The following is an 18,357-nucleotide window of genomic DNA, read 5'->3' as shown; positions in this document are numbered from 1 at the left end:
CCATGCACCCCACCCTTCGAGTTCGCCGATTACGCAAAACCTTTGTCCTGCACACGATCGACGGCCGCACCGTGCAGTCGCTGCACGGCGTGGATCTGGACGTCGCAGCGGGAGAGCACGTGGCCCTCGTCGGGCCCAGCGGTGCGGGCAAATCGAGCCTGCTGCGCTGTGTCTACCGTACCTATCTGCCGGACTCCGGATCGGTTGTCCTGCACATCGATTCGGATCCCATCGAGCTGACCACCCTGCCCGACCGGACGCTGGCCCGGCTGCGTGGACGCCAGATAGGCTATGTCGCACAGTTTCTCACCGCGCCACCGCGTACCAGTGCGCTGGCCGTCGTCGCGGCGGCCGCCCGGCGCAGAGGTGTGCCCGCCGACCAGGCCCGCGACGCCGCCGCGACCGCGCTGCGGGCGCTCGGCCTGGACGAGGTCCTGTGGGATGTCGACTGCGGCGTCCTGTCCGGCGGCGAACGCCAGCGGATCAACCTGGCCGCCGCCACGGTCGCACCGCCCCGGCTACTACTGCTGGACGAGCCTGTATCGGCCCTGGACCCCGCCAACCGCGACCTCGCACTGGACCTGATCGCGGACCTGACGAACCGCGGTGTCGCGGTTCTCTCGGTATTCCACGACATGGCCGCAGTCCGGCGCCTGGCCACCCGCGCCCTGCGCATGGCCGATGGTCGCGTCGTAGCGCAGGGGCCGGGCGCATCGGCCGAAAGCCTTGGTGCCTCGTCGGAAAGCGTTGGTACACCGCCGGATAGCGCGCTCGCGGGCGGGTCCGACGCCCAGGCCGAGGGTGATGCCGTTGCGCGCGACCCCGGCGCGTCGGCCGCAAGCCCCGGCGGAGCCGTGCCGCAAGCCCCGGCCGGTCCCGCCGGTGAACGCGGTCCTGGTTCCAGGGCTCAGGTATCAGGCCTCGATTCCCAGACCATGGAGGTGGCGAAGTGACCGTCGCTCAACCTGTTCAACCGTCCGCTCAGGCATGGCCGCTGGCCGCCCCGCCGGACGATTATGTGCTCGGCCACGTTCGCGCGGTGCTGCCGGAGCGCGTCCTCGACGACGCTCGGATCGTGGTGCGGGACGGGCTGATTCAAGAGGTCTCGCCCCACCCGGCCGGAACCGGATCCGATGTCGATGGCGGTGGACTGCTGTGTCTGCCCGGACTGGTCGACGTGCACAGCGACGCACTCGAGCGCGAACGCCTGCCCCGCCCGTCCGCGCCGCTGCCGTGGGAGTTCGCGATCGTGTCGCTGGAGGGAAAGCTCACCGCGGCGGGTGTGACCACGGTGTTCCACGGCGCGAGTTTCCAGCACAAGACCAGCCGGGGCACCGCGCGCACGGTGGCGACCGCGTCCGAACTCTGCGCCTGCGTGCGGGCCAGAAGGCAAGGCGCGGTGGATCATCGCATCCTGTACCGCCTGGACATCCGTTCTCCCGAGGGAGCCCAGGTGTTGCGCGCCGAACTGCCGGGCGCGGGGGAGCGGGCGCTGGTCTCCCATGAGGACCACACTCCCGGCCAGGGCCAGTACGTCGATCGCAGCTACATGGAAAAGTACGTGATGAGCACCGACGGGCTGTCCGCGGAGGAGGCCCGCACGCACGTCGACGAGCTGATCACCGAGCGCACCGGACGCGAACAGGCGCGCACCGAGATCCTGGGCTGGCTCGGTGACTTGGCGCGCGGGGACCGGATCCGGCTGCTCGGGCACGACCCCGACTCCGCGGAGGCCATCGCGGAGCTGGCCGAACGCGGCGGGGCCGTGGCGGAATTCCCCACCACGATCGAGGCCGCGACGGCCGCCCGGGACCGGGGTATGCCGGTGGTGATGGGCGCGCCCAACGTGCTGCGCGGCTCGTCCCACTCGGGCAACGTGTCGGCCGTCGAGCTGATTTCGCGGGGTCTGGTCACCGGTCTGGCCTCGGACTACCTGCCGTCGGCGCTGCTGGCGGCATGTTTCGGGCTGGCCGGTGACGGGGCGGTCGGGCTGCCCGAGGCGGTGCGGCTGATAACCGCCGGACCCGCGGCCGTGGCCGGGCTCACCGATCGGGGCAGTCTGGTTCCAGGTAGCCGTGCGGATCTGGCGATCGTGGACGTCGACGCGGGACCCGCGGTCCGCGCGGTGTTGTCGGCGGTGCCGCGATGAGCGAGCGACCGATGGACGCCGCCGACAGCGCGCGGCAGCGTCCGCGCATGATCGGCTGGCCGGTCCCGGACCCGGTTGTGCCCGACGACGTAAGCCCGATCCTCGCCGAGGCCGCGCGTGCCGCGGTCACCGCGTTCCGCTTGGCCCGCAGGCGTTTCGACCGTGAAGAACTCGCGGAGAAGGTACAGATGGGCGCGGACGGCACCCCGACGATGCGGCTGGATCTCGCGGTCGACACCGCCATCGCCGAGGTGATCCAGAAACACCGGATCAACCTGCTCAGCGAGGAGATCGGCGTCATCGACAACGGTTCCGCGACAACGCTGGTCGTCGACCCGGTCGACGGCACGGCCAACGCGGCCGCCGGCGTGCCGCTGTCCGCCTTCGCCGCGGCGGTCAGCCGTGACGGCGTGCTCACCGAATCGCTCACCTGCTGGCTGGACACCGGCCGCTGCTGGCACGCGGTCGCGGGCCGCCCCACCCCGTTTCGTACTACCGGCCGCACCGCGCTCGACGGCGGCGCGATCAGCCTGCTGCGCCCGCATCCGCACGGCAACCGCGACGCGTGGTGGCGCGTGACCGAACGCGCCGCTCGGGTTCGCATCCTGTCCACCAGCTGTCTGGAGGCGGCGTTGGTGGCCGAGGGGTCCACCGACGCGTTCGCGGACGCCGGAACCGATACGCACCGCATCGTCGACCTGGCGGCGGCGATGGTATTGGTGCCCGCCGCCGGTGGTGCGGTGCTGGATGCCTACGGCCGACCGCTGGTCGTGGACAACGATCTGACCAGGCGCTGGTCGGGGGTGGTGGCGGCGACCCCGCAGCTGGCCGAGGAGATCGCGGCGGCGATCAGGGGCTGATCCACGCGAACCCGGTACTGCGACGGCTCGCCTTCATCCGGGGGTAGCCGTCGCAGTACCGCGTTGCCGGGAGGTGTTTCGACCGGCGACAACCTGCTGGCGGCTTCCCGGGCGCTTTCGATTTCGTCCCACGGGCATTCGGCTGGCATTCACCGAACGAGAGGAGCGTGAGCCGTCGAGCAGGGGAAATCGTGAAGGAGTACATCGCGTGACTACGACCCTGGAACATCCGCCGCAGACCGACCAGGTGAACCGGGCATTGGACGAGGCGCCGCCGAGCATCTTCCATCTGAAGGCGGCGGTGGTGTCCGGGATGGGCTTCTTCACCGACGCCTACGACCTGAACGTCATCTCCACCGCGCTGCTGCTGTTGAAGCCCGAATACCACCTGTCCGCCGGACAGGTCGGGCTGATCGGCAGTACCTCGCTGATCGCGTCCTTCGTGGGCGCCGTGCTGTTCGGACGGCTCGGAGATCTGGTGGGGCGCAAGCGGATCTACGGCCTGGAGGCGGCGATCATGGTGATCGGCGCGGTGGGCAGCGCGCTGTCGCCGAACTTCACCTGGCTGCTTATCGCCCGGTTCGTCCTGGGTATCGGCATCGGCGGGGATTACCCGATCTCGGCGACCATCATGACCGAGTACGCCAACCGGCGCAGTCGCGGCAAACAGGTCGCGATGATGTTCTCCACGTACACCTTCGGCCAGATCGGCGCGTTCATGGTCGGCCTGACCCTGCTGGCGGCCGGAGTGAACCACGACCTCGCGTGGCGGCTGATGCTCGGGTTGGGCGCGCTGCCCGCGCTCGGGGTGCTCTACAGCCGTCGCCGTATGCCGGAGTCGCCGCGGTTCACCGCGTTCTCGGGCGACCGGCCGCAGGCGGTCCGCGACCTGAACAGCCTGCTGCCGGGCGCGGTGGACAAGGCCGGCGAGCAGATCGCCGGGCCGAGCGCGCGCGGTTCCTGGCGCACCCTGTTCACCAGCCGGACGCTGCTGCTGACGCTGCTCGGCACCGCCGGGGCGTGGTTCGCCTACGACGTTGCGGTGTACGGGAACAGTATCTCGCAGCCGGCGATCATCAACAGCGTCATATCGCACCCTTCGCCGGTCGAGGTGACCGCGATCAACCTGATCCTGGCCGTCGTCTTCGCGCTCACCGGCCTGTGCGCGGGCATCTGGCTGATGGACCGCATCCCGCGTCGCGTCCAGCAGATCATCGGCCTGGCGGTATCCGGCGTTGCGCTGCTGGCCATCGGCCTGCTCCCCGGCGTCACCACCCATATCGCGATGTTCGTGATCCTGTTCGGCATGTCGTCGTTCGGATCGACCTTCGGTCCCTGCCTGACCACCATGGTCCTGGGCGCCGAAATGTTCCCCATCGGCGTCCGAGCCACCGCCCACGGCCTGTCCGCGGGCATCGGCAAGATCGGCGCATACGTAGGCGCTCTGGTCGCTCCTGTCCTCCTGGCCGACATCGGCCTTCCGCACACCGAACTCCTTGCCGGAGTGGTCTTTCTGATCGGCATCCCTCTGACCCTGGTGCTCCGGGAACCCTCGGGGCGAGCGCTGAACTGAGGCGCTCCGGTAGGTCGAGAGGCGGCCGGCCGAGCGGTTGTTGTCGGTCCATCGCAGTAGGTTCACGGTATGTCCGCGATCTTCGATTGGGCCACTGCCGACAACCTTCAGCCCGAGCCGATCACGGTCGAGATCTGGCGGCGGCTCCCGGAGGAGTTCAGCCGACGCGTCGAGGTCGTCAACGGTAATGCGGTCCGCTGCGAGCCGGCGACCAGGGCGCATCAGAAGGCCGCCCGTCAGATCACGAACATGATCGAGGAAGCGGCGCGCGACTATATGCGGGCCAACCCGGAGGACTGTCTCGATACCGATGCCGGCTTAGAGGTAGTCCTCTGGGAGGTCCCCAGGGCGACGATCCGCAGACCCGATGCCGCCCTGTTCGAATGTGCGCCGAATGAGGCGCGTCCCCTCCCGGCCCGGCATATCAAGGTCATCATCGAGGTCATCTCGTACGACAACGCGAAATCCGACCGGATTGAGAAGATGGCGGAGTACGCGGCGGCCGGGATCCCCTGGTACTGGATCGTCACCCTCGAGGACAACTCCGTCCACGGCATCGAGGTGCACGTACTGGACCATCAGACCCGGGCGTACAAATTCGTCCGGGAACTGCGGCCCGATTTGGGAGCCGCCGTCGATGTGCCGATCCGGATTCGTATCGATTGGGATCGGCTCACCGACCTGGTTCTGTGATCCTGTCGCAGCGCGATATCCGGCGGCAATGCGCTGGGGAACCGAAGACCGCCGCATTTCCGGGGTATACGGCGGCCTTCGGCTTTACGCGTCGATATAATCGGCGCGAGTCTCGAATTCCTCCGTGATTCGAATTCGCTCGGCGACTCGCCGGGCCAGCAGGATTATCGCCTGCTCGCTCAGGATTCCGAGCAGGCCGGCTCGCTCGTCGACCTCGGAGATCTGCAGACGATCGAATACGTAGCCGGGATCGCTGAGCAGTTCATCGAGTTCCATGCCGACGATCGCTTGATCGCGGGTGAGCATCCGGCCGGCGAGCCAACTCAGCTGCCATGTGTTGGCGCGGTCGGTCGACACCCGGAAGGCTCGCTCCGGGGTGATGTCGCTGCTGATCGACCATGCGGTGGAGTATAAAGTCACCTTGTGCCCTCTTCGTGAGAGATATTTGTCGGATGACGTCGTCAGTATGATCCGGAAATACTGGTATGTGAATACGGATCAATTCAATCGGCGCCTGCCGGAGCGGTAATGCACGCAAATCGTGCAGACCGAAAGCCGGGATCGACATCCCGCGCAGTGCGGAATACGCTTGATTTCCAGCGATCCCGGTAAGGAACGGGTGGTCCGCATGACAGGTGCCCCACACACCACCAGGTGTGCGCGTCGCGTCGCCCGGGAGACCAAGATCGCGGGCGGCTCCGATTACGAGGTCGCGCTGGCGGTGCACCGGCACTGCGGCCTGTCGTTGCTGCGGGCGCATCGAATAGCCTGCGGCTACACCCTGGTCGAGGCGATCGAGGCACTCAAGGAGATCCTCGCGTCGCGGGGGACCCCGAGCGAGGGCCTGAGCCATCAGCGGCTGTCCCGATGGGAGCACGAACAGGACATGCCGTCCCCGCGATACCTCGACGCGCTGTGTTATCTGTACCGAACCAGACCCGACCGGCTCGGTTTCGGGCACGACTATTCGGATCCGGATCCGGTCTCAGAGAACGGAGTCCAGGACATCATGGATAGGCGTCGATTCGTGGGCCTTGCCGCGACAGGTGCGATGTTCATCTCGGCATCACCGACTGCCGGACTGTTCGGCGAGCAATTCGATCCACCCGGCGGCCGACGCGCGACGACGTCCTATGTCGAGTTGCTCGAGGAACTCACCGAGCAGAGCGGATATGAGCTCTACACCTCGCCGAGACAGTTCATTCCCGCACGGATGGTCGACCTGGCTCGCGTGCAGGCGTGCCTGTTGAGTACGACGACCGAAGACATCCGGCGCCGGCTGTATCGGGTATTCGCCAAGAACGCCGGGCTCATCGCCTCGCGGCTCACCGATGTCGCCAGCGCCGGCGACACATTCGAGTGGTATGGCATCGCCCGCCGCGCTGCCAGACTGTCCGAGGACACGATGGTGCAGGCATGGATCGCCAGCGGGACAAGTGACGCATGCGGCTTCCACCACCAGTTCAGACCGGGTCTGGCGGCCGCACACGCCGCCCAATCGGCCGGACCGGGCCGGGCCAGCTCGTCGGCGGTCCTGGGCTTTCTCGCCGAGGCTGCCATCCAGGCACGCATGGGGCGTCGCCGCGAGAGTTTCGACGCGGTTCGCAATGCCGACCGGATGTTCGCCATGCTTCCGGACGGTGATTGCGTGGCCGACGGGTTCCATATCAGCGAGTATCTGCTGCGCTGGGGTCAGGCCAGCTCCCTGACTCTGGTCGGGGCGCACACCGAGGCAATACCGCTGCGCGGTCAGGTGCTGAATTCTCCACTGGCCGAGCATGATCAGGTCGGTAAGGCGCTGATGCACCTCGACGAGGCCGCCGCCCGGATCGACGCGGGCGAACTGGAATGGGGCTGTCACACGATCACGACGACGTGGCGACATCTGCCGAGCGAATTCCACTCCGGGCTCGTTCCGCAACGGGCCGTGGAGATCCTCGATGTCCTGGGGGCCGACCGCGCCTCCCTCCGTCACGTCGCGGAGGTCCGCGAACTGGTCGAGTCCTCGGCCGCGGACTCGACCATCGGCCGGGACATGCTCACATGATCGGCTCGCCGCGCGGCCCGGATCCATCCGCGGGCACCGGGTGCCGCGCCGGGCTGGAGTCCCGGCGCAGATCGAGTGTGACGCAATGAAATCCGCCGCCCATAACGCGCGCGTGTCGCAGGGTGTGCGGGACGACGTCGACGCCTCGGCGTCGCAGTGCGGCGATGAGGTCGTGCTGTGCGGCGTCGACGACGGCGAGGTCGGGCCGGACCATCAGCAGGTTCATCCCGATCCATATGGAGGACAACGGATATCGGGACGAGCATGGTTGAGTGGCCATGGGCGGACACCAGAGGTGGTCCCAGGACCGCAGCGGTTCCGGCAGCTGTTCGAGGTCCTGGATGCGTTCGGGGTTGAGCAGGACCAAGCCCTCGTGCAGCAGGCTGATGGTGGAGTCGATATGGGTGTACGGGTAGACGCCCCTGATCGGGTGCACGCGGTAGTCGCCCAGGGCGCGCAGCGTGGTCTGCAACCAGCGATGGCCGAGTTCGTTGCCGCTGGCCGAGACCAGATAGAACAGGTCGCGACCGCAGCGCAGGACGTTCGCGGCGTCGAAGGCCGGCTCGATCTCTCCCAGGGCGACGCGGCCGTCGCCGTCGTCCGGGAACAGCTCGTCCCGCAATTGTGGTGGGGGAGCGGCGATCCAGGCGGATCCGGCGAGCATGCGCTGCTGGAACAGCTCCCGCAGGCCCGCGAGCTCGAACATGCGCGCCCGCATGGGACTCGGCGTACCGATGATGGTCGAGCCGACGATCAGGGCGAGATCGCGCGGGCAGTAGGAGTAGAAGCCGCTGGTGCGCCAGTGCGGTGTGCCGAATTCACGGGCGTGGTCGACCGGAGCGGGACGATGCACCGTGATCCCCAGGCCCGCGAGGAGGTTCGCCAGCCCGTCGAGGTCGTCGGCGGCCTCGGCGAGGATCCGGGGTGGGAATGCGCCGACCGGGATCCGCGCCAGCTCATCCGCGTCGAGATCGGGGTAGAGGTTCAGCCGCGCGGATCGGTCCAGCGGCGGGATCCGAGCGCTGTCCGCCCGGCCGACCACCACCTCCGCCAACGGGCTGAATTCGTCGTCCGAGCCGACCGGCCCGGGTACAGGACATGCCCGGGCCGGAGCAAGCTCTGTCGTGATCGGGTGCGGCGATGCGATGAGATGCGGCGGCTTGACGGGGGGCCGCGGCGTGATGAGCGGCCGCGGGGTGAGTGGGTACGGCGACACGAGCGAGTGCTGGGGCGCGGGTTTCTGCTGGGGCGTGCGTGGGTAGAACATGGCGCTGTCCTTTCGAACACAGGGGGTCGGATATTCGGGGGAAGGCGTTCAGTTGAGCGCGCGTATTGCCCCGCGGCGGCGGTGCGCCCGGATCGATGCGCACGTCATGGTGCGCAGCAGCCAGCGGTCGGTGCCGTCGTATCGAGGGTGGAATACGGTGCGGCCGTGGACCGTTCGCCGGTTATCGGCGAGCAGTACATCACCGGGTTGCAGTTCGAGACCGATCGCGGCGCGGTCCAGAGCGGCCCGCAGGGCCTTCAGTGCTGCGGCCGCGTGGTGGTCCGACGGGTCGGCAGGATGCTGGTAGATCGCGTCGAAGCAGATCTCCGGGTCGGCGGCGGGGCCGGTCAGTACGGGGATCACCATCGGCTCGGTATGGTCGGGGAGATCGTGCGCGGTGTCCGGGTGGATTGTGAACCGCGCTTGGCGCAGTATCGCGACGACATCATCGGACAGGTCGAGACACCTGGCCGGCGCCAGGACCGTGACGGCTCCGGGATGGCCACGCAGACACAGCAGTCCGAAGTGGTCGCACCGGTCGTCGGTGAAAGCGTCCTCGACATGCCACTGCAACGCCGCCATGCTGCTGCCACCGGTCTGCGTGTTCTCACGACCTGGGACCGGGGTGACATGCTGCACCAGCTGCCCCTCGTACAGCGACCGGAACGTGAACGGTTCACCCAGCGCCAGCGATATGGTCAGCAACACCAGCGCGGCAGCCTCGACCACCGGCAGCGCGTCGGCCGGTGTCGAGGTGGCCGGAGTGACCGGCAAATCCGTGAGATCCGCGCACATTCCTCGCAGCAACAAGGCGTTGTGCATCGTGCCGACCGTGCGGAAGCGATGCAGGGCGACAGTCACTCTCGATGGAAGACCGCTGATCAGACCTGCGGCGACCTCGACGGGATCATTGCCGGCGTGCCGCGCGGCGACCGCCTGCAACGCAGAAGCCCATACCTGAGCCGCCTCCCGTTCCGACAGCGTCACGACCTCATCGTGAGCGAGCCGATCGAACGCACCGGCGAAGAATTTCACACCCGAGGCGGCACATTCGCCGCTCGAAGCTCGTGGGGCCATATTCGGATTCATGGTGGTGGTCCTTCGTGTCCGATTGCGGCGCATCGGCCGCTGTGCACAGCACATCCGAATCACCTCGGCGTCCGACATCGGATCGGACAAATCGGCAGTGGCTCGTCGCGTTTTACAGGTGTCCGGCGGACAGGAAGCCGACGGTGCCGGACAATTGTTGACATGCGGCGACCGCGGTCGCCGATGAGTGGGGAGGCAGGCAGTGATCATGAATCCGAATCGGTCGGTGACTCGCGAATATCTCGATACGCTGACGACGCCGTTCGAACTCGGTGGCGCCCTGCGTATAATTCGGGAAGCGGCCGACCTCTCGATTCGTGAACTCGGGAAAAAGGCAACCGATCCAAACAATGGTGGTGTCCCCAGATTCGTCGATCTGACGAAAAATCTCATCGAGGATATGGAGAAGGGCAGACGGCTCGAAGGCAACCGGATCGGCTCTGGGCAGGACAACAGGCTGGAGATCTACCTGTGGTGCTGTGGTGTCGCGAAGGAGGATCTGCCGGCCTGGCTGGAAACACGCCGTCGAGTGCTCAGGGAGCCCGCGCACGTGCCACCGGATCCAATGCCGGAGGGAGACCCGCCGTCACGTCCGGCTGTGAACGCGCTGCGCCGGGATATCCGCACGTTCATCGGCCGTGAGGTCGAACTGGAGCGCATCGTGACCGCGGCCGATGCGGGAGCGCCGATCTACATCATCGACGGCATGCCGGGTGTCGGTAAGACCGCGCTGGCCACGCGCGCCGCGCATCTATTGGCCGATCGGTATCCGGACGGCCGGTACTTCGTCGAGTTGCACGCGCACACCCCCGGCCGCGCCGTGGCCGATCCGGCGGATGTGCTGGGAGGCTTACTGATCGGCCTCGGTGTGGATATCCGGTACCTGCCCTCCACCCTTGAGGGACGGCGCGATCTGTGGCGAGACCGGTTGACCGGCAAGCGAGTGCTGTTGGTGCTCGACGACGTCCGCGACGCTGTTCAGATCGAACCGCTGCTTCCTGCCACCCCCGAATGTCTGACCCTGGTCACCAGTCGCCGCCGGCTTCTCATCCTGGACAACGCGGTGCCGCTGGCGCTGGAGATCTTCGATCCCGGCTCAGCAGCCGAGCTCTTCACCACACTGGCCGGTCGCACCGTCGAGAATCCGGAGAATAGGGCAGCGGTGGCCCGGATCGTGCAGATGTGCGGGTACCTGCCGCTGGCGATCACGTTGCTGGCCGGTCGCCTGGGACACCATCCGAGCTGGACGATCAGCGCGCTCGCCGACGAATTCGGCGCCGCGAGGGACCGGCTCGGTGAGCTCGATGCGGGGAGCCGGGTCGTGCGTGCCGCGTTCGATCTGTCCTATCGAGAGCTGCCGTCCGAGCGTCAGCTGCTGTTCCGCCGATTGGGGCTGCATCCGGGACCTGACCTGGACGCATATGCCGCGGCGGCGCTCGCCGGCATCGATGTCGAGGCGGCGCGATGGGAACTGGAATCGCTGTATACCGACCATCTTCTGGACGAGCCCGTCCATGGTCGCTATCGGCTGCACGATCTGTTGCGTGAGTACGCCCATGCGCTGGCGGGCGCCGAACCCGGCTCCGATCACGCACGAGCACAACTGCTCGACTACTTCCAGCACGTCGCTACCGCAGCGGATTGCTGGCTGGCTCGGTCGACTCGTCCTGGCCGCGAATCCGGTGCCGTCCCGGCAGGGGGAGTGCCCGCCCGCGAGTTCGGCGACGAGATTCAGGCACTGGAGTGGATGCGCCTCGAGCGAGACAACCTGCTGGCCTGCCTCGACCACACCATGAATCGTCATCGCGACCGGGTTGCCGCCCTGACCGGAGTGCTCGGGGGGCTACTGGACCGGGACGGACCGTGGCCATTGGCCTGCCAGCTACACCAGCGGGCGGTCGATGTCGCCTGGGATCTCGGTGACCGCCTTGGTGAGGCCGGTGCGCTCAACAACCTCGGCGCCGTGCACCGGCGAGCCGGAGATTACGACGCGGCTGTCGGCCGGCTCGACGCGGCACTCGTACTGTATCGCCGACTCGGTAACAGGCTCGGTGAGGCAAACGTTCTGGATAATCTCGGCAACGTGCACGAGGAGACCGGTGATTACGTCGAGTCCGCGGATCTGCATCAGCGGGCATTGGCGCTCTATGACACGCTGGGTAATCGGTTGGGTGAGGCGAATGCCTTGAACAATCTCGGTATCGTGCACGAGGAGACCGGTGATTACGTCGAGTCCGCGGATCTGCATCAGCGGGCATTGGCGCTTTATCATACGTTGGGTAATCGGTTGGGTGAGGCGAATGCGTTGAACAATCTTGGTATCGTGCGGACGCGGACGGGTTTGCATGCGGAGGCGGTTGATTTGCATGGGCAGGCGTTGGAGTTTTATCGCAAGTTGGGTAATCGGTTGGGTGAGGCGAATGCGTTGAACAATCTTGGTATCGTGCGGACGCGGACGGGTTTGCATGCGGAGGCGGTTGATTTGCATGGGCAGGCGTTGGAGTTTTATCGCAAGTTGGGTAATCGGTTGGGTGAGGCGAATGCGTTGAACAATCTTGGTATCGTGCAGACCCGGACCGGTCTGTACGCCGAGGCTGTTGACGCGCATACGCAGGCGCGGGCACTGTTCCATCAGCTCGGTAATCGGCGCGGTGAGGTGGAAGTGCTGATCGATATCGGGACGCTGCTGCTGGAAACTGGTATGCCGGACGCCGGAATGGAGAATTTCACCGAGGCTCTCGGTTTCGCCCGCGAGGTCGGCAGCCAACTCGAACAGGCACGTGCGCTGGAGGGCATCGCCCGGTGCCGAGTGAGTATCGGTGATATCAGCGGTATCGAGCAACTGCGAGAGGCGGTCGCAGTGTACCGGCGAATCGATGCACCGGAAGCCATTGCGGCCGAGGCTTATCTCTCGGAATTGGGTCTGTCCTGACGGTGCGAACGATCACTTGTTACCGGGGATCAGTCGGTTGTGGTCGCCTTGTCGGCCGCTGTCGACACAGTGAGCCCGGTGACCTCATCGAAGAGATACTGATCTACGGCATTCCGAATTGCCCGGGCCCTGCTCAGCCCGGCGGCATCACAGAACTCGATGAGCCGCTGGGAGGTATGCGCATCAATGCAGATGTCGGTCGGTTCTATGAAGCGCCGCCGGATTCCCTGGTGGACTACCATGCCGGATAGTGCGTCGAAATCAGCGGATCGGGCGCACGGTACGCAGGAAATGTGGTGGACGTCGACCTCGGACGCTCCCACGATCGGGTTGATATCACCGACGACATCGAAGGAATCGAGCATCTTGACAATGGCAGACCGGATGAGCTCCTGTTCGGATGTGGCCGTTTCATGGGCTAAGCTGCCCAGCCGCGACACGATGGCTGCCAAGAACCCGACTGTGAGCCGCGTTTCGGCGGCGTTGCGAGTCATGAACTGCACACCTGCCTTTGGGCCGTGAACGAAAGAGGCTTCAGCACCATCGAAACACGACCATGACGAGCCACCTACAGCACATATTAGCAGTCGTGCACCGCCGCAACGGTCCGAACGCCCGTCCCGTGCTGCGGCTGGGCGCGGGCGGTGCGCTGGGCAGGCAGGGCGGCCGAGCCCGCAGTGTCCGACTTCTTCGCGGTGATCCGGCGATGTGCTACGAGGAGTGTGCCGGTGTGGGCCTGCCGAGATGGGATTCGAAGTGGGTCTCGATGCCCTGTGTCGGTCTGCGAATATTCATGCCATCCGTGACGAATGCGGGTGTCAGCGTGAACCCGGATCCACCCAGCCCGCCGAGATGAAGTACGCCGAGGTTTCCGGTTCTGCTCCACGGAACCCACTCCGCGATCGCACGTTCCGCAGCAGGGCGCAGGCCATACCAGGATAGATAGTCGCCGGCGGCTAGGGCGGGGCCGAAGACGGGAAGTCGTTCGAGCACCCGGTCTCGGATCTCGTGGATCGCGTCGACTACATACCGGGGCACGCGGGCCGGATCGTCGAGTCCGCGGGCGAGTTCCTCGTATTCCTCTGGCTCGGTAACCAGTCTGCCGGAGACACCGCCCAGGCATACGTGCCCGCATGCCCGGTGCGGAACGCTGTAGGTCAGCTCGTGCTCCCGGTCCTGGTCCATCAGCACCATCCGATCGAACGGCTCAGGCACCTTGTGTAGATCGATCAGCAGCAGTGCGCCAAAGTCTCCCTCGATCCGCCGCTCGCCGAGCAGGAACTGGGCTCGATCACCGGCGGCGACGCAGGCGAGTTCCGCGCCGAATTCCACGGTCATGGTCAGCAGATCACCGATGTCGCTCAGATGACGCGGGAGTGCGGTCACACCGGGCAGGTCGCTGACCGCGCGGAACAGGCGGGGCATGAGTGCGCAAGCTGATACCACCGATCCGCTGTCCAGGACGGCCGCTCGATGGTAGAAGGGCGAAAAGTCAGCCGGGGCAGCCATTCTCGCGGTCCCTGGATGTCCGGGCGGGAGTTCGACCCGATCTTCCCGGGTGAGAAATACGGTCTCTGCGTGCCCGAGCAAGTCGCCGAACCCCAACTCGTACAGCATATCCCAGCGCTGGAACGATCGTCGCGCCCACTCTGCGGCCCGGGGATCCCGATTCAGGAACGGCATGTGACAGCCGCTGGCGCCGAAGCTCGCGATCCGCCGATCGTGCCGATCCGCGACCCACAGAATCTCGATCGGCCTGGACGCACGCCGCCCGGCCGAGAACAACTCGTAGACGACTTGATGGCCCACAATCCCGTGGCCCACAACAACTGCCCGTCCAGTACGCAACGCGGTCTCGCGGAAGGTCTCCGGCCGAATTGCCTTGCTGCTACCGTAGGAACGCTTGTACATCGTCAGGCACCTCTTCCGCTGGATCGGGGGCCTCGAGCCCTACGGTCCCGGATGCCTGATAATTACCCATTTCAAGCTGTACTAATCACTTTGGAATTGTCGGCGAGTCCGACTTGACAAGGTGTCCTGCTAACGGCAGTCTACGTCGGAGGGCTGCCTCGGGGCCCCCTGCAGCGGGCCCACCAGGTCCCCGCAGCGTAGCGGTGGACCTTAGGAGAGGGATACAGGCGTGCGTGAGGTGAAGCTGGCCGCGACACTCAGGCGTCTCATCGACGAGAGTGACTATCGAGGTAACCGAAAGCGAATTAGCGCCGAACTCGGCATCACGCCAGCCGCTTTGTCTCAATACATAAACGGTCAGACAACACCCAGCGTGGACAAGCTGGTAGCGATCGCCGACCTGTTCGGGGTCTCGTTGGACTACCTGATGTTCGGCGAAGACATTGTCGCCGACGCGAGCGGTACGTTGGACTATGGTCCGCTCGCCCGGTACATGGAAACCCGCCTCAACTCCATGCGAGCCGAGTTCGCCGCACAGTCGGCGTTCGTCGCGAAGATCGGGACGATAGTCACCGACCACATCGCGGCGGCGGCACAGGTCGCCGCCAAGCGCCCGGCAACTCTTTATGGCATGGTCGACCAGGATCAGGCCCTCGAACTGGAACGATTCAGCGAGGTCAGTACGATCGCGGCCATGGATCTGAACGCGGATCTCATCAGGGTGAAGAGCGATGTCGAACAGGGGGTGGCTGCGGGGCGCTTCCTCACGGTCGTAGCGGAGAATCTCGCCAGGGAGCGCAGCTATCATTTCGTACTCTCGCCGAAAATGCGGAATCGTGATTCACTCATCCAGCAGTTTCGTACACTGCTCCTGCGGCAAGAGTTGAGCCCCAGTGATCTCGATCGCTGTACATTCAGTGTTGCCTCGGATATTTTTTATGTTGGCTTCTGCCTCTTCAAGTTGGATGTACCGGGGCTGCGCAGCCAAAGTCCGGTATTATATCAATATGTCGAGTCGTATATCGGAGAAGATGGTCGGATAGGATTTATCGAATCGGGGTCGTCGAGCCACTTCGAGCACTCTCTGATGGATCGAGAACACAGACTGCTTGCTTCGCAAGTGTTGGAGCGTTTGCTTCCGGAACCTGGTCGTGATACCAGCTCAGCGCCGGGTGCCGCGAAAGGTACTCGTGCATGAGCCAATTCCGCGAGATGTCATTGGATGCGGACTGCCCGCCACAATACTCTCGGCAATTTAAGAGTATGTGTGTTGTGTGGGGGAGCCTTTTCGGGCGCACTCAGGGTGTGGTTATCGCACGAGTCATAGAGGTCGCGCCGCATCCGAACGCGGAACGTATCAGACTGGCCATCATCGACCTCGGCGACGGGTTCAAGAGGCAAGTTGTCTACGGCGGTGCCCGCGAACTCTGTCCGGGTGATCTGGTGCCTGCCGCGCCGCCGGGAGCGCGGGTCCCCGGCAAGAAGAAGATGCGCAAGCGAAACTATCGCGGCCAGTCCTCTCACGGTATGTTGTGCAGCTCGGACGAGTTGGGATGGACCAGCTGTGGCCCGGATGAAGTGGCCCTTCTCGACCAGAACCTCCAAATCGGCCAAACCCTGGACCACGTTTTCGACCTACTGTCCCTGCGGTCGGATGTTCTGATGGCATACCGCTGCAAGGGTGTAGGTTGCGCAACCGAGCGCCTGGAGACTTGCTCCGGGGTACTCGGATCAGGACCAGATCCTCGAGTTCGAGCGGTACAGTGAAATAAGCACTGTTGCTATCGCCGAATATGCGAAATTATGATCCGTACCTTCCAGGCCATTTCCGTATATCTCGAGCGGTAGCTTGGTATTATGAAAGGTACACGCGTGGGCCCTTTACCTCGAACCATAGACGCCGCAGATTTCCTGTATACGCCATGCTCGCGGCCTTTCCCGGCGCAAAACTTTCGCAGCAGCAGATCCCTGGACTCTCAGGTCGGTCCATCCTCCGGGACAGTGCGTTCGTACTACTCCTTCCCGAGAGACTATCTGGCTCAGTTCTACGAGGGTGATGTCGATCCCGGTAATCAGGCATTGTTGCGCTTCTATGCCACGGTTTATCTGGATCTGGCCGGGAGAAGCCTACTCGAATTCGGTGGCGGTCCGACGATTTATTCTATCATCACGGCGGCCCGTACGGCTGGTTGGATACATTTTTGCGACTATAATTCGGCATGCCTGCACGAGGTGGATTTATGGTGGCGTAACGGCGATGACGCGTTCGACTGGAGTAGATTTATTGATTACGCATTGCAGTGTGAAAAGGATGGTGCGGGAAGCGGAGCTGCAGGGGATGTACTACAGCGGGCTGGCCTGCTGCGCCGACGTATTCGTCAGATTTCGTATTGTGATATCCTCGCCGATGATCCATTACTGGGATGCTCGCTCGGCCCGTACGGTGTGGTCGCCAATACGTTCTGTCTCGACTCTATGATCGAAGACAAGGCGCAATGGGAAGGCCTCAATCGAAAGCTTGCCGGACTGGTGGACAGAAAAGGTCTGTATGTCACTGTTTCACTTTTGAACGCATCGCATTGGACTGCCGGCGGCGTAAGGTATCCTGCGGTGACGCTCACGCCGGGGGATGTGCTCGATCTGTATGCAGACCTAGGGTTCCATGTGACATATAGCGAGGTCGTAGAAAATTTGGAAGGGAAGATAGGTTACGATGGTTTTATTATGGTGTGCGGTCAAAGGTAGGAGCCCTATTCAGAGCGGGGAGCTATTTTTCCATAAATATTCGAAGAGCTTTCTGGAATTATCTAGATGTACTCGATCGTGAAGTGCATGTGCAGTGAAGTGTCCTGACGGTGGGAGTGTGAAGCTTATCCAGCCATCTTCGTCGACGAAGTCTCGGATCGTTTCGAAGAACGAAGGCTTCTGCATTATCAGAGACGCAGTGTCGAGTCTGCAGATACCGAGGCCCGAGAAAATCGGAGCGTCTGTGACGCGGAATTGACAGCATTTGTTGATAGAATCGGCCGAGCATTGTTGAATCAGCATATTACGCATGCGGATTACAAGCTCTTTCCAATCGGTGTCGAGCCATCCCGGAAGCAAAAACCGATATCGCCGCTGCGCATTGATATTCTGTGCAACGATTGTCAAGTAACGGCCGGCGGCATCCTGTCCGGAATCCGGTAGGACGATAATGTCTGCAGCGAGGTCCATGGTGATAATGGAGATCTGTTCCGCGCACATCTCGAGGATGGTGGTGTCATCATCCGGTAGCAAGCCAGCGAATATGGGGCGATCTCCTTCCACTGCACTCATCACCGCTGCGTCGATCTGTTCGGCGAGCACACGCCCTACCCGTGAGACGACAGCCGAGTGTTGGCGTGTCACCTCCTGGGCACGTGAAACGGAGACATCGACGTATCGGACCAGCGGGCCGAGGTCCGGTGGAGCGGAACTGCGGATTTGGTCGCCGTACACCAGATAGTCCAGGCTCACGCCGAAGAAGTCCGCGAGCCTCACGAGCACCTCGAAACTGGGGCGCGTGCGTGAGGTGAGGTACTGGGACAGGGCGGCGGGGCTGATCCTCACGGCTTGACAGATTTTTCCGCGATTTCTCCTGTAGCCACCTTGGTCGATGAGGTCCGACAGAATTTCGCCCAGCTTCACTTCACGACTCATCGGCGCGAGCCTACCTGCCTGTACTTCGAGTGCATGCGTACTCCGAGCACCCATGCGATAGTTGAACTGAATTTTATCGCAAGCTACGCTTCACGGCGGGTTGCGATATCGCAACCATTTAAACCACACTTGCAGTGTCTGCGGCGGCACACCGA

The 18,357-nt window shown here is 64.3% G+C and carries 16 protein-coding genes; 10 read left to right on the top strand and 6 right to left on the bottom strand.

The window, feature by feature from the left end; genetic code table 11:
* Positions 1-2: 2 nt before the first annotated feature.
* The 5 genes from JZ791_RS10645 to JZ791_RS10625 all read left to right on the top strand — a co-directional run bounded on the left by JZ791_RS10645 (position 3) and on the right by JZ791_RS10625 (position 5,275).
* Positions 3-953: an ATP-binding cassette domain-containing protein gene (locus JZ791_RS10645; protein WP_216894063.1), complete on the top strand. Its 951-nt coding sequence runs from the start codon at positions 3-5 to the stop codon at positions 951-953.
* The gene (locus tag JZ791_RS10640) at positions 950-2,149 is read left to right on the top strand and encodes an alpha-D-ribose 1-methylphosphonate 5-triphosphate diphosphatase (protein ID WP_216894062.1); all 1,200 of its coding nucleotides are present in this window, start codon (positions 950-952) and stop codon (positions 2,147-2,149) included. The genes JZ791_RS10645 and JZ791_RS10640 overlap by 4 nt, the downstream gene beginning before the upstream one ends.
* Positions 2,146-3,009 carry an inositol monophosphatase family protein gene (locus tag JZ791_RS10635; protein ID WP_254205508.1) on the top strand — a complete coding sequence of 288 codons (864 nt, stop codon included), beginning with the start codon at positions 2,146-2,148 and terminating at the stop codon, positions 3,007-3,009. Before JZ791_RS10640 ends, JZ791_RS10635 begins: the two co-directional genes overlap by 4 nt.
* A gap of 208 nt (positions 3,010-3,217) precedes the next feature.
* Complete coding sequence (locus JZ791_RS10630) at positions 3,218-4,582, top strand: MFS transporter (RefSeq protein ID WP_216894061.1); 1,365 nt, start codon at positions 3,218-3,220, stop codon at positions 4,580-4,582.
* A 69-nt stretch (positions 4,583-4,651) separates the two neighbouring features.
* On the top strand, positions 4,652-5,275 hold the full coding sequence (locus JZ791_RS10625; protein WP_216894060.1) for a Uma2 family endonuclease: 624 nt from the start codon (positions 4,652-4,654) through the stop codon (positions 5,273-5,275).
* A gap of 84 nt (positions 5,276-5,359) precedes the next feature.
* Here JZ791_RS10625 and JZ791_RS10620 read toward each other — a convergent pair whose 3' ends face one another.
* Positions 5,360-5,695 (bottom strand): hypothetical protein, encoded by a 336-nt coding sequence (locus JZ791_RS10620; protein ID WP_216894059.1) that lies wholly within the window; start codon positions 5,693-5,695, stop codon positions 5,360-5,362.
* Positions 5,696-5,903: 208 nt separating this feature from the next.
* On the opposite strand from JZ791_RS10620, the gene JZ791_RS10615 reads away from it, so the two are divergent.
* Entirely contained in the window at positions 5,904-7,322 is a 1,419-nt protein-coding gene (locus JZ791_RS10615; protein WP_216894058.1) for a helix-turn-helix domain-containing protein, read from the top strand.
* Here the strand turns inward: JZ791_RS10615 and JZ791_RS10610 are convergent.
* Together JZ791_RS10610 and JZ791_RS10605 are read right to left on the bottom strand one after the other, a co-directional pair.
* The gene (locus tag JZ791_RS10610; RefSeq protein WP_216894057.1) at positions 7,315-8,589 is read right to left on the bottom strand and encodes a scyllo-inosamine-4-phosphate amidinotransferase; all 1,275 of its coding nucleotides are present in this window, start codon (positions 8,587-8,589) and stop codon (positions 7,315-7,317) included. The two genes, JZ791_RS10615 and JZ791_RS10610, sit on opposite strands and share 8 nt — an antisense overlap.
* 48 nt (positions 8,590-8,637) lie before the next feature.
* Positions 8,638-9,678, bottom strand: a complete 1,041-nt coding sequence (locus JZ791_RS10605; RefSeq protein ID WP_216894056.1) for a TauD/TfdA family dioxygenase — start codon at positions 9,676-9,678, stop codon at positions 8,638-8,640.
* A gap of 208 nt (positions 9,679-9,886) precedes the next feature.
* Between JZ791_RS10605 and JZ791_RS10600 the strand changes: the two genes are divergently transcribed.
* Complete coding sequence (locus tag JZ791_RS10600) at positions 9,887-12,610, top strand: ATP-binding protein (protein ID WP_216894055.1); 2,724 nt, start codon at positions 9,887-9,889, stop codon at positions 12,608-12,610.
* A gap of 29 nt (positions 12,611-12,639) precedes the next feature.
* Here JZ791_RS10600 and JZ791_RS10595 read toward each other — a convergent pair whose 3' ends face one another.
* Together JZ791_RS10595 and JZ791_RS10590 are read right to left on the bottom strand one after the other, a co-directional pair.
* Positions 12,640-13,104, bottom strand: a complete 465-nt coding sequence (locus JZ791_RS10595) for a hypothetical protein (protein WP_216894054.1) — start codon at positions 13,102-13,104, stop codon at positions 12,640-12,642.
* A 217-nt stretch (positions 13,105-13,321) separates the two neighbouring features.
* A complete protein-coding gene (locus tag JZ791_RS10590; RefSeq protein ID WP_216894053.1) occupies positions 13,322-14,521 on the bottom strand; it encodes an FAD-dependent oxidoreductase in 1,200 nt (399 codons plus the stop codon).
* Between the two features lie 229 nt (positions 14,522-14,750).
* Between JZ791_RS10590 and JZ791_RS10585 the strand changes: the two genes are divergently transcribed.
* The 3 genes from JZ791_RS10585 (at position 14,751) to gntF (ending at position 17,266) form a co-directional block, all read left to right on the top strand.
* Complete coding sequence (locus JZ791_RS10585; RefSeq protein WP_216894052.1) at positions 14,751-15,719, top strand: helix-turn-helix domain-containing protein; 969 nt, start codon at positions 14,751-14,753, stop codon at positions 15,717-15,719.
* Positions 15,716-16,288 carry a hypothetical protein gene (locus tag JZ791_RS46790; RefSeq protein ID WP_216894051.1) on the top strand — a complete coding sequence of 191 codons (573 nt, stop codon included), beginning with the start codon at positions 15,716-15,718 and terminating at the stop codon, positions 16,286-16,288. The genes JZ791_RS10585 and JZ791_RS46790 overlap by 4 nt, the downstream gene beginning before the upstream one ends.
* 234 nt (positions 16,289-16,522) lie before the next feature.
* Positions 16,523-17,266, top strand: coding sequence for a guanitoxin biosynthesis pre-guanitoxin forming N-methyltransferase GntF (gene gntF, locus JZ791_RS10575; protein WP_216894050.1), 744 nt, complete (start codon positions 16,523-16,525; stop codon positions 17,264-17,266).
* A gap of 9 nt (positions 17,267-17,275) precedes the next feature.
* Here the strand turns inward: gntF and JZ791_RS10570 are convergent, their stop codons facing one another.
* The gene (locus JZ791_RS10570) at positions 17,276-18,202 is read right to left on the bottom strand and encodes a helix-turn-helix domain-containing protein (protein ID WP_216894049.1); all 927 of its coding nucleotides are present in this window, start codon (positions 18,200-18,202) and stop codon (positions 17,276-17,278) included.
* Positions 18,203-18,357 lie beyond the last annotated feature (155 nt).

Source organism: Nocardia alni, assembly GCF_019038435.1.
Classification (GTDB): Bacteria; Actinomycetota; Actinomycetes; order Mycobacteriales; family Mycobacteriaceae; genus Nocardia; species Nocardia alni.
The sequence above is the reverse complement of the archived record's forward strand: the minus strand, read 5'-3'. Positions and strand labels throughout refer to the sequence as shown.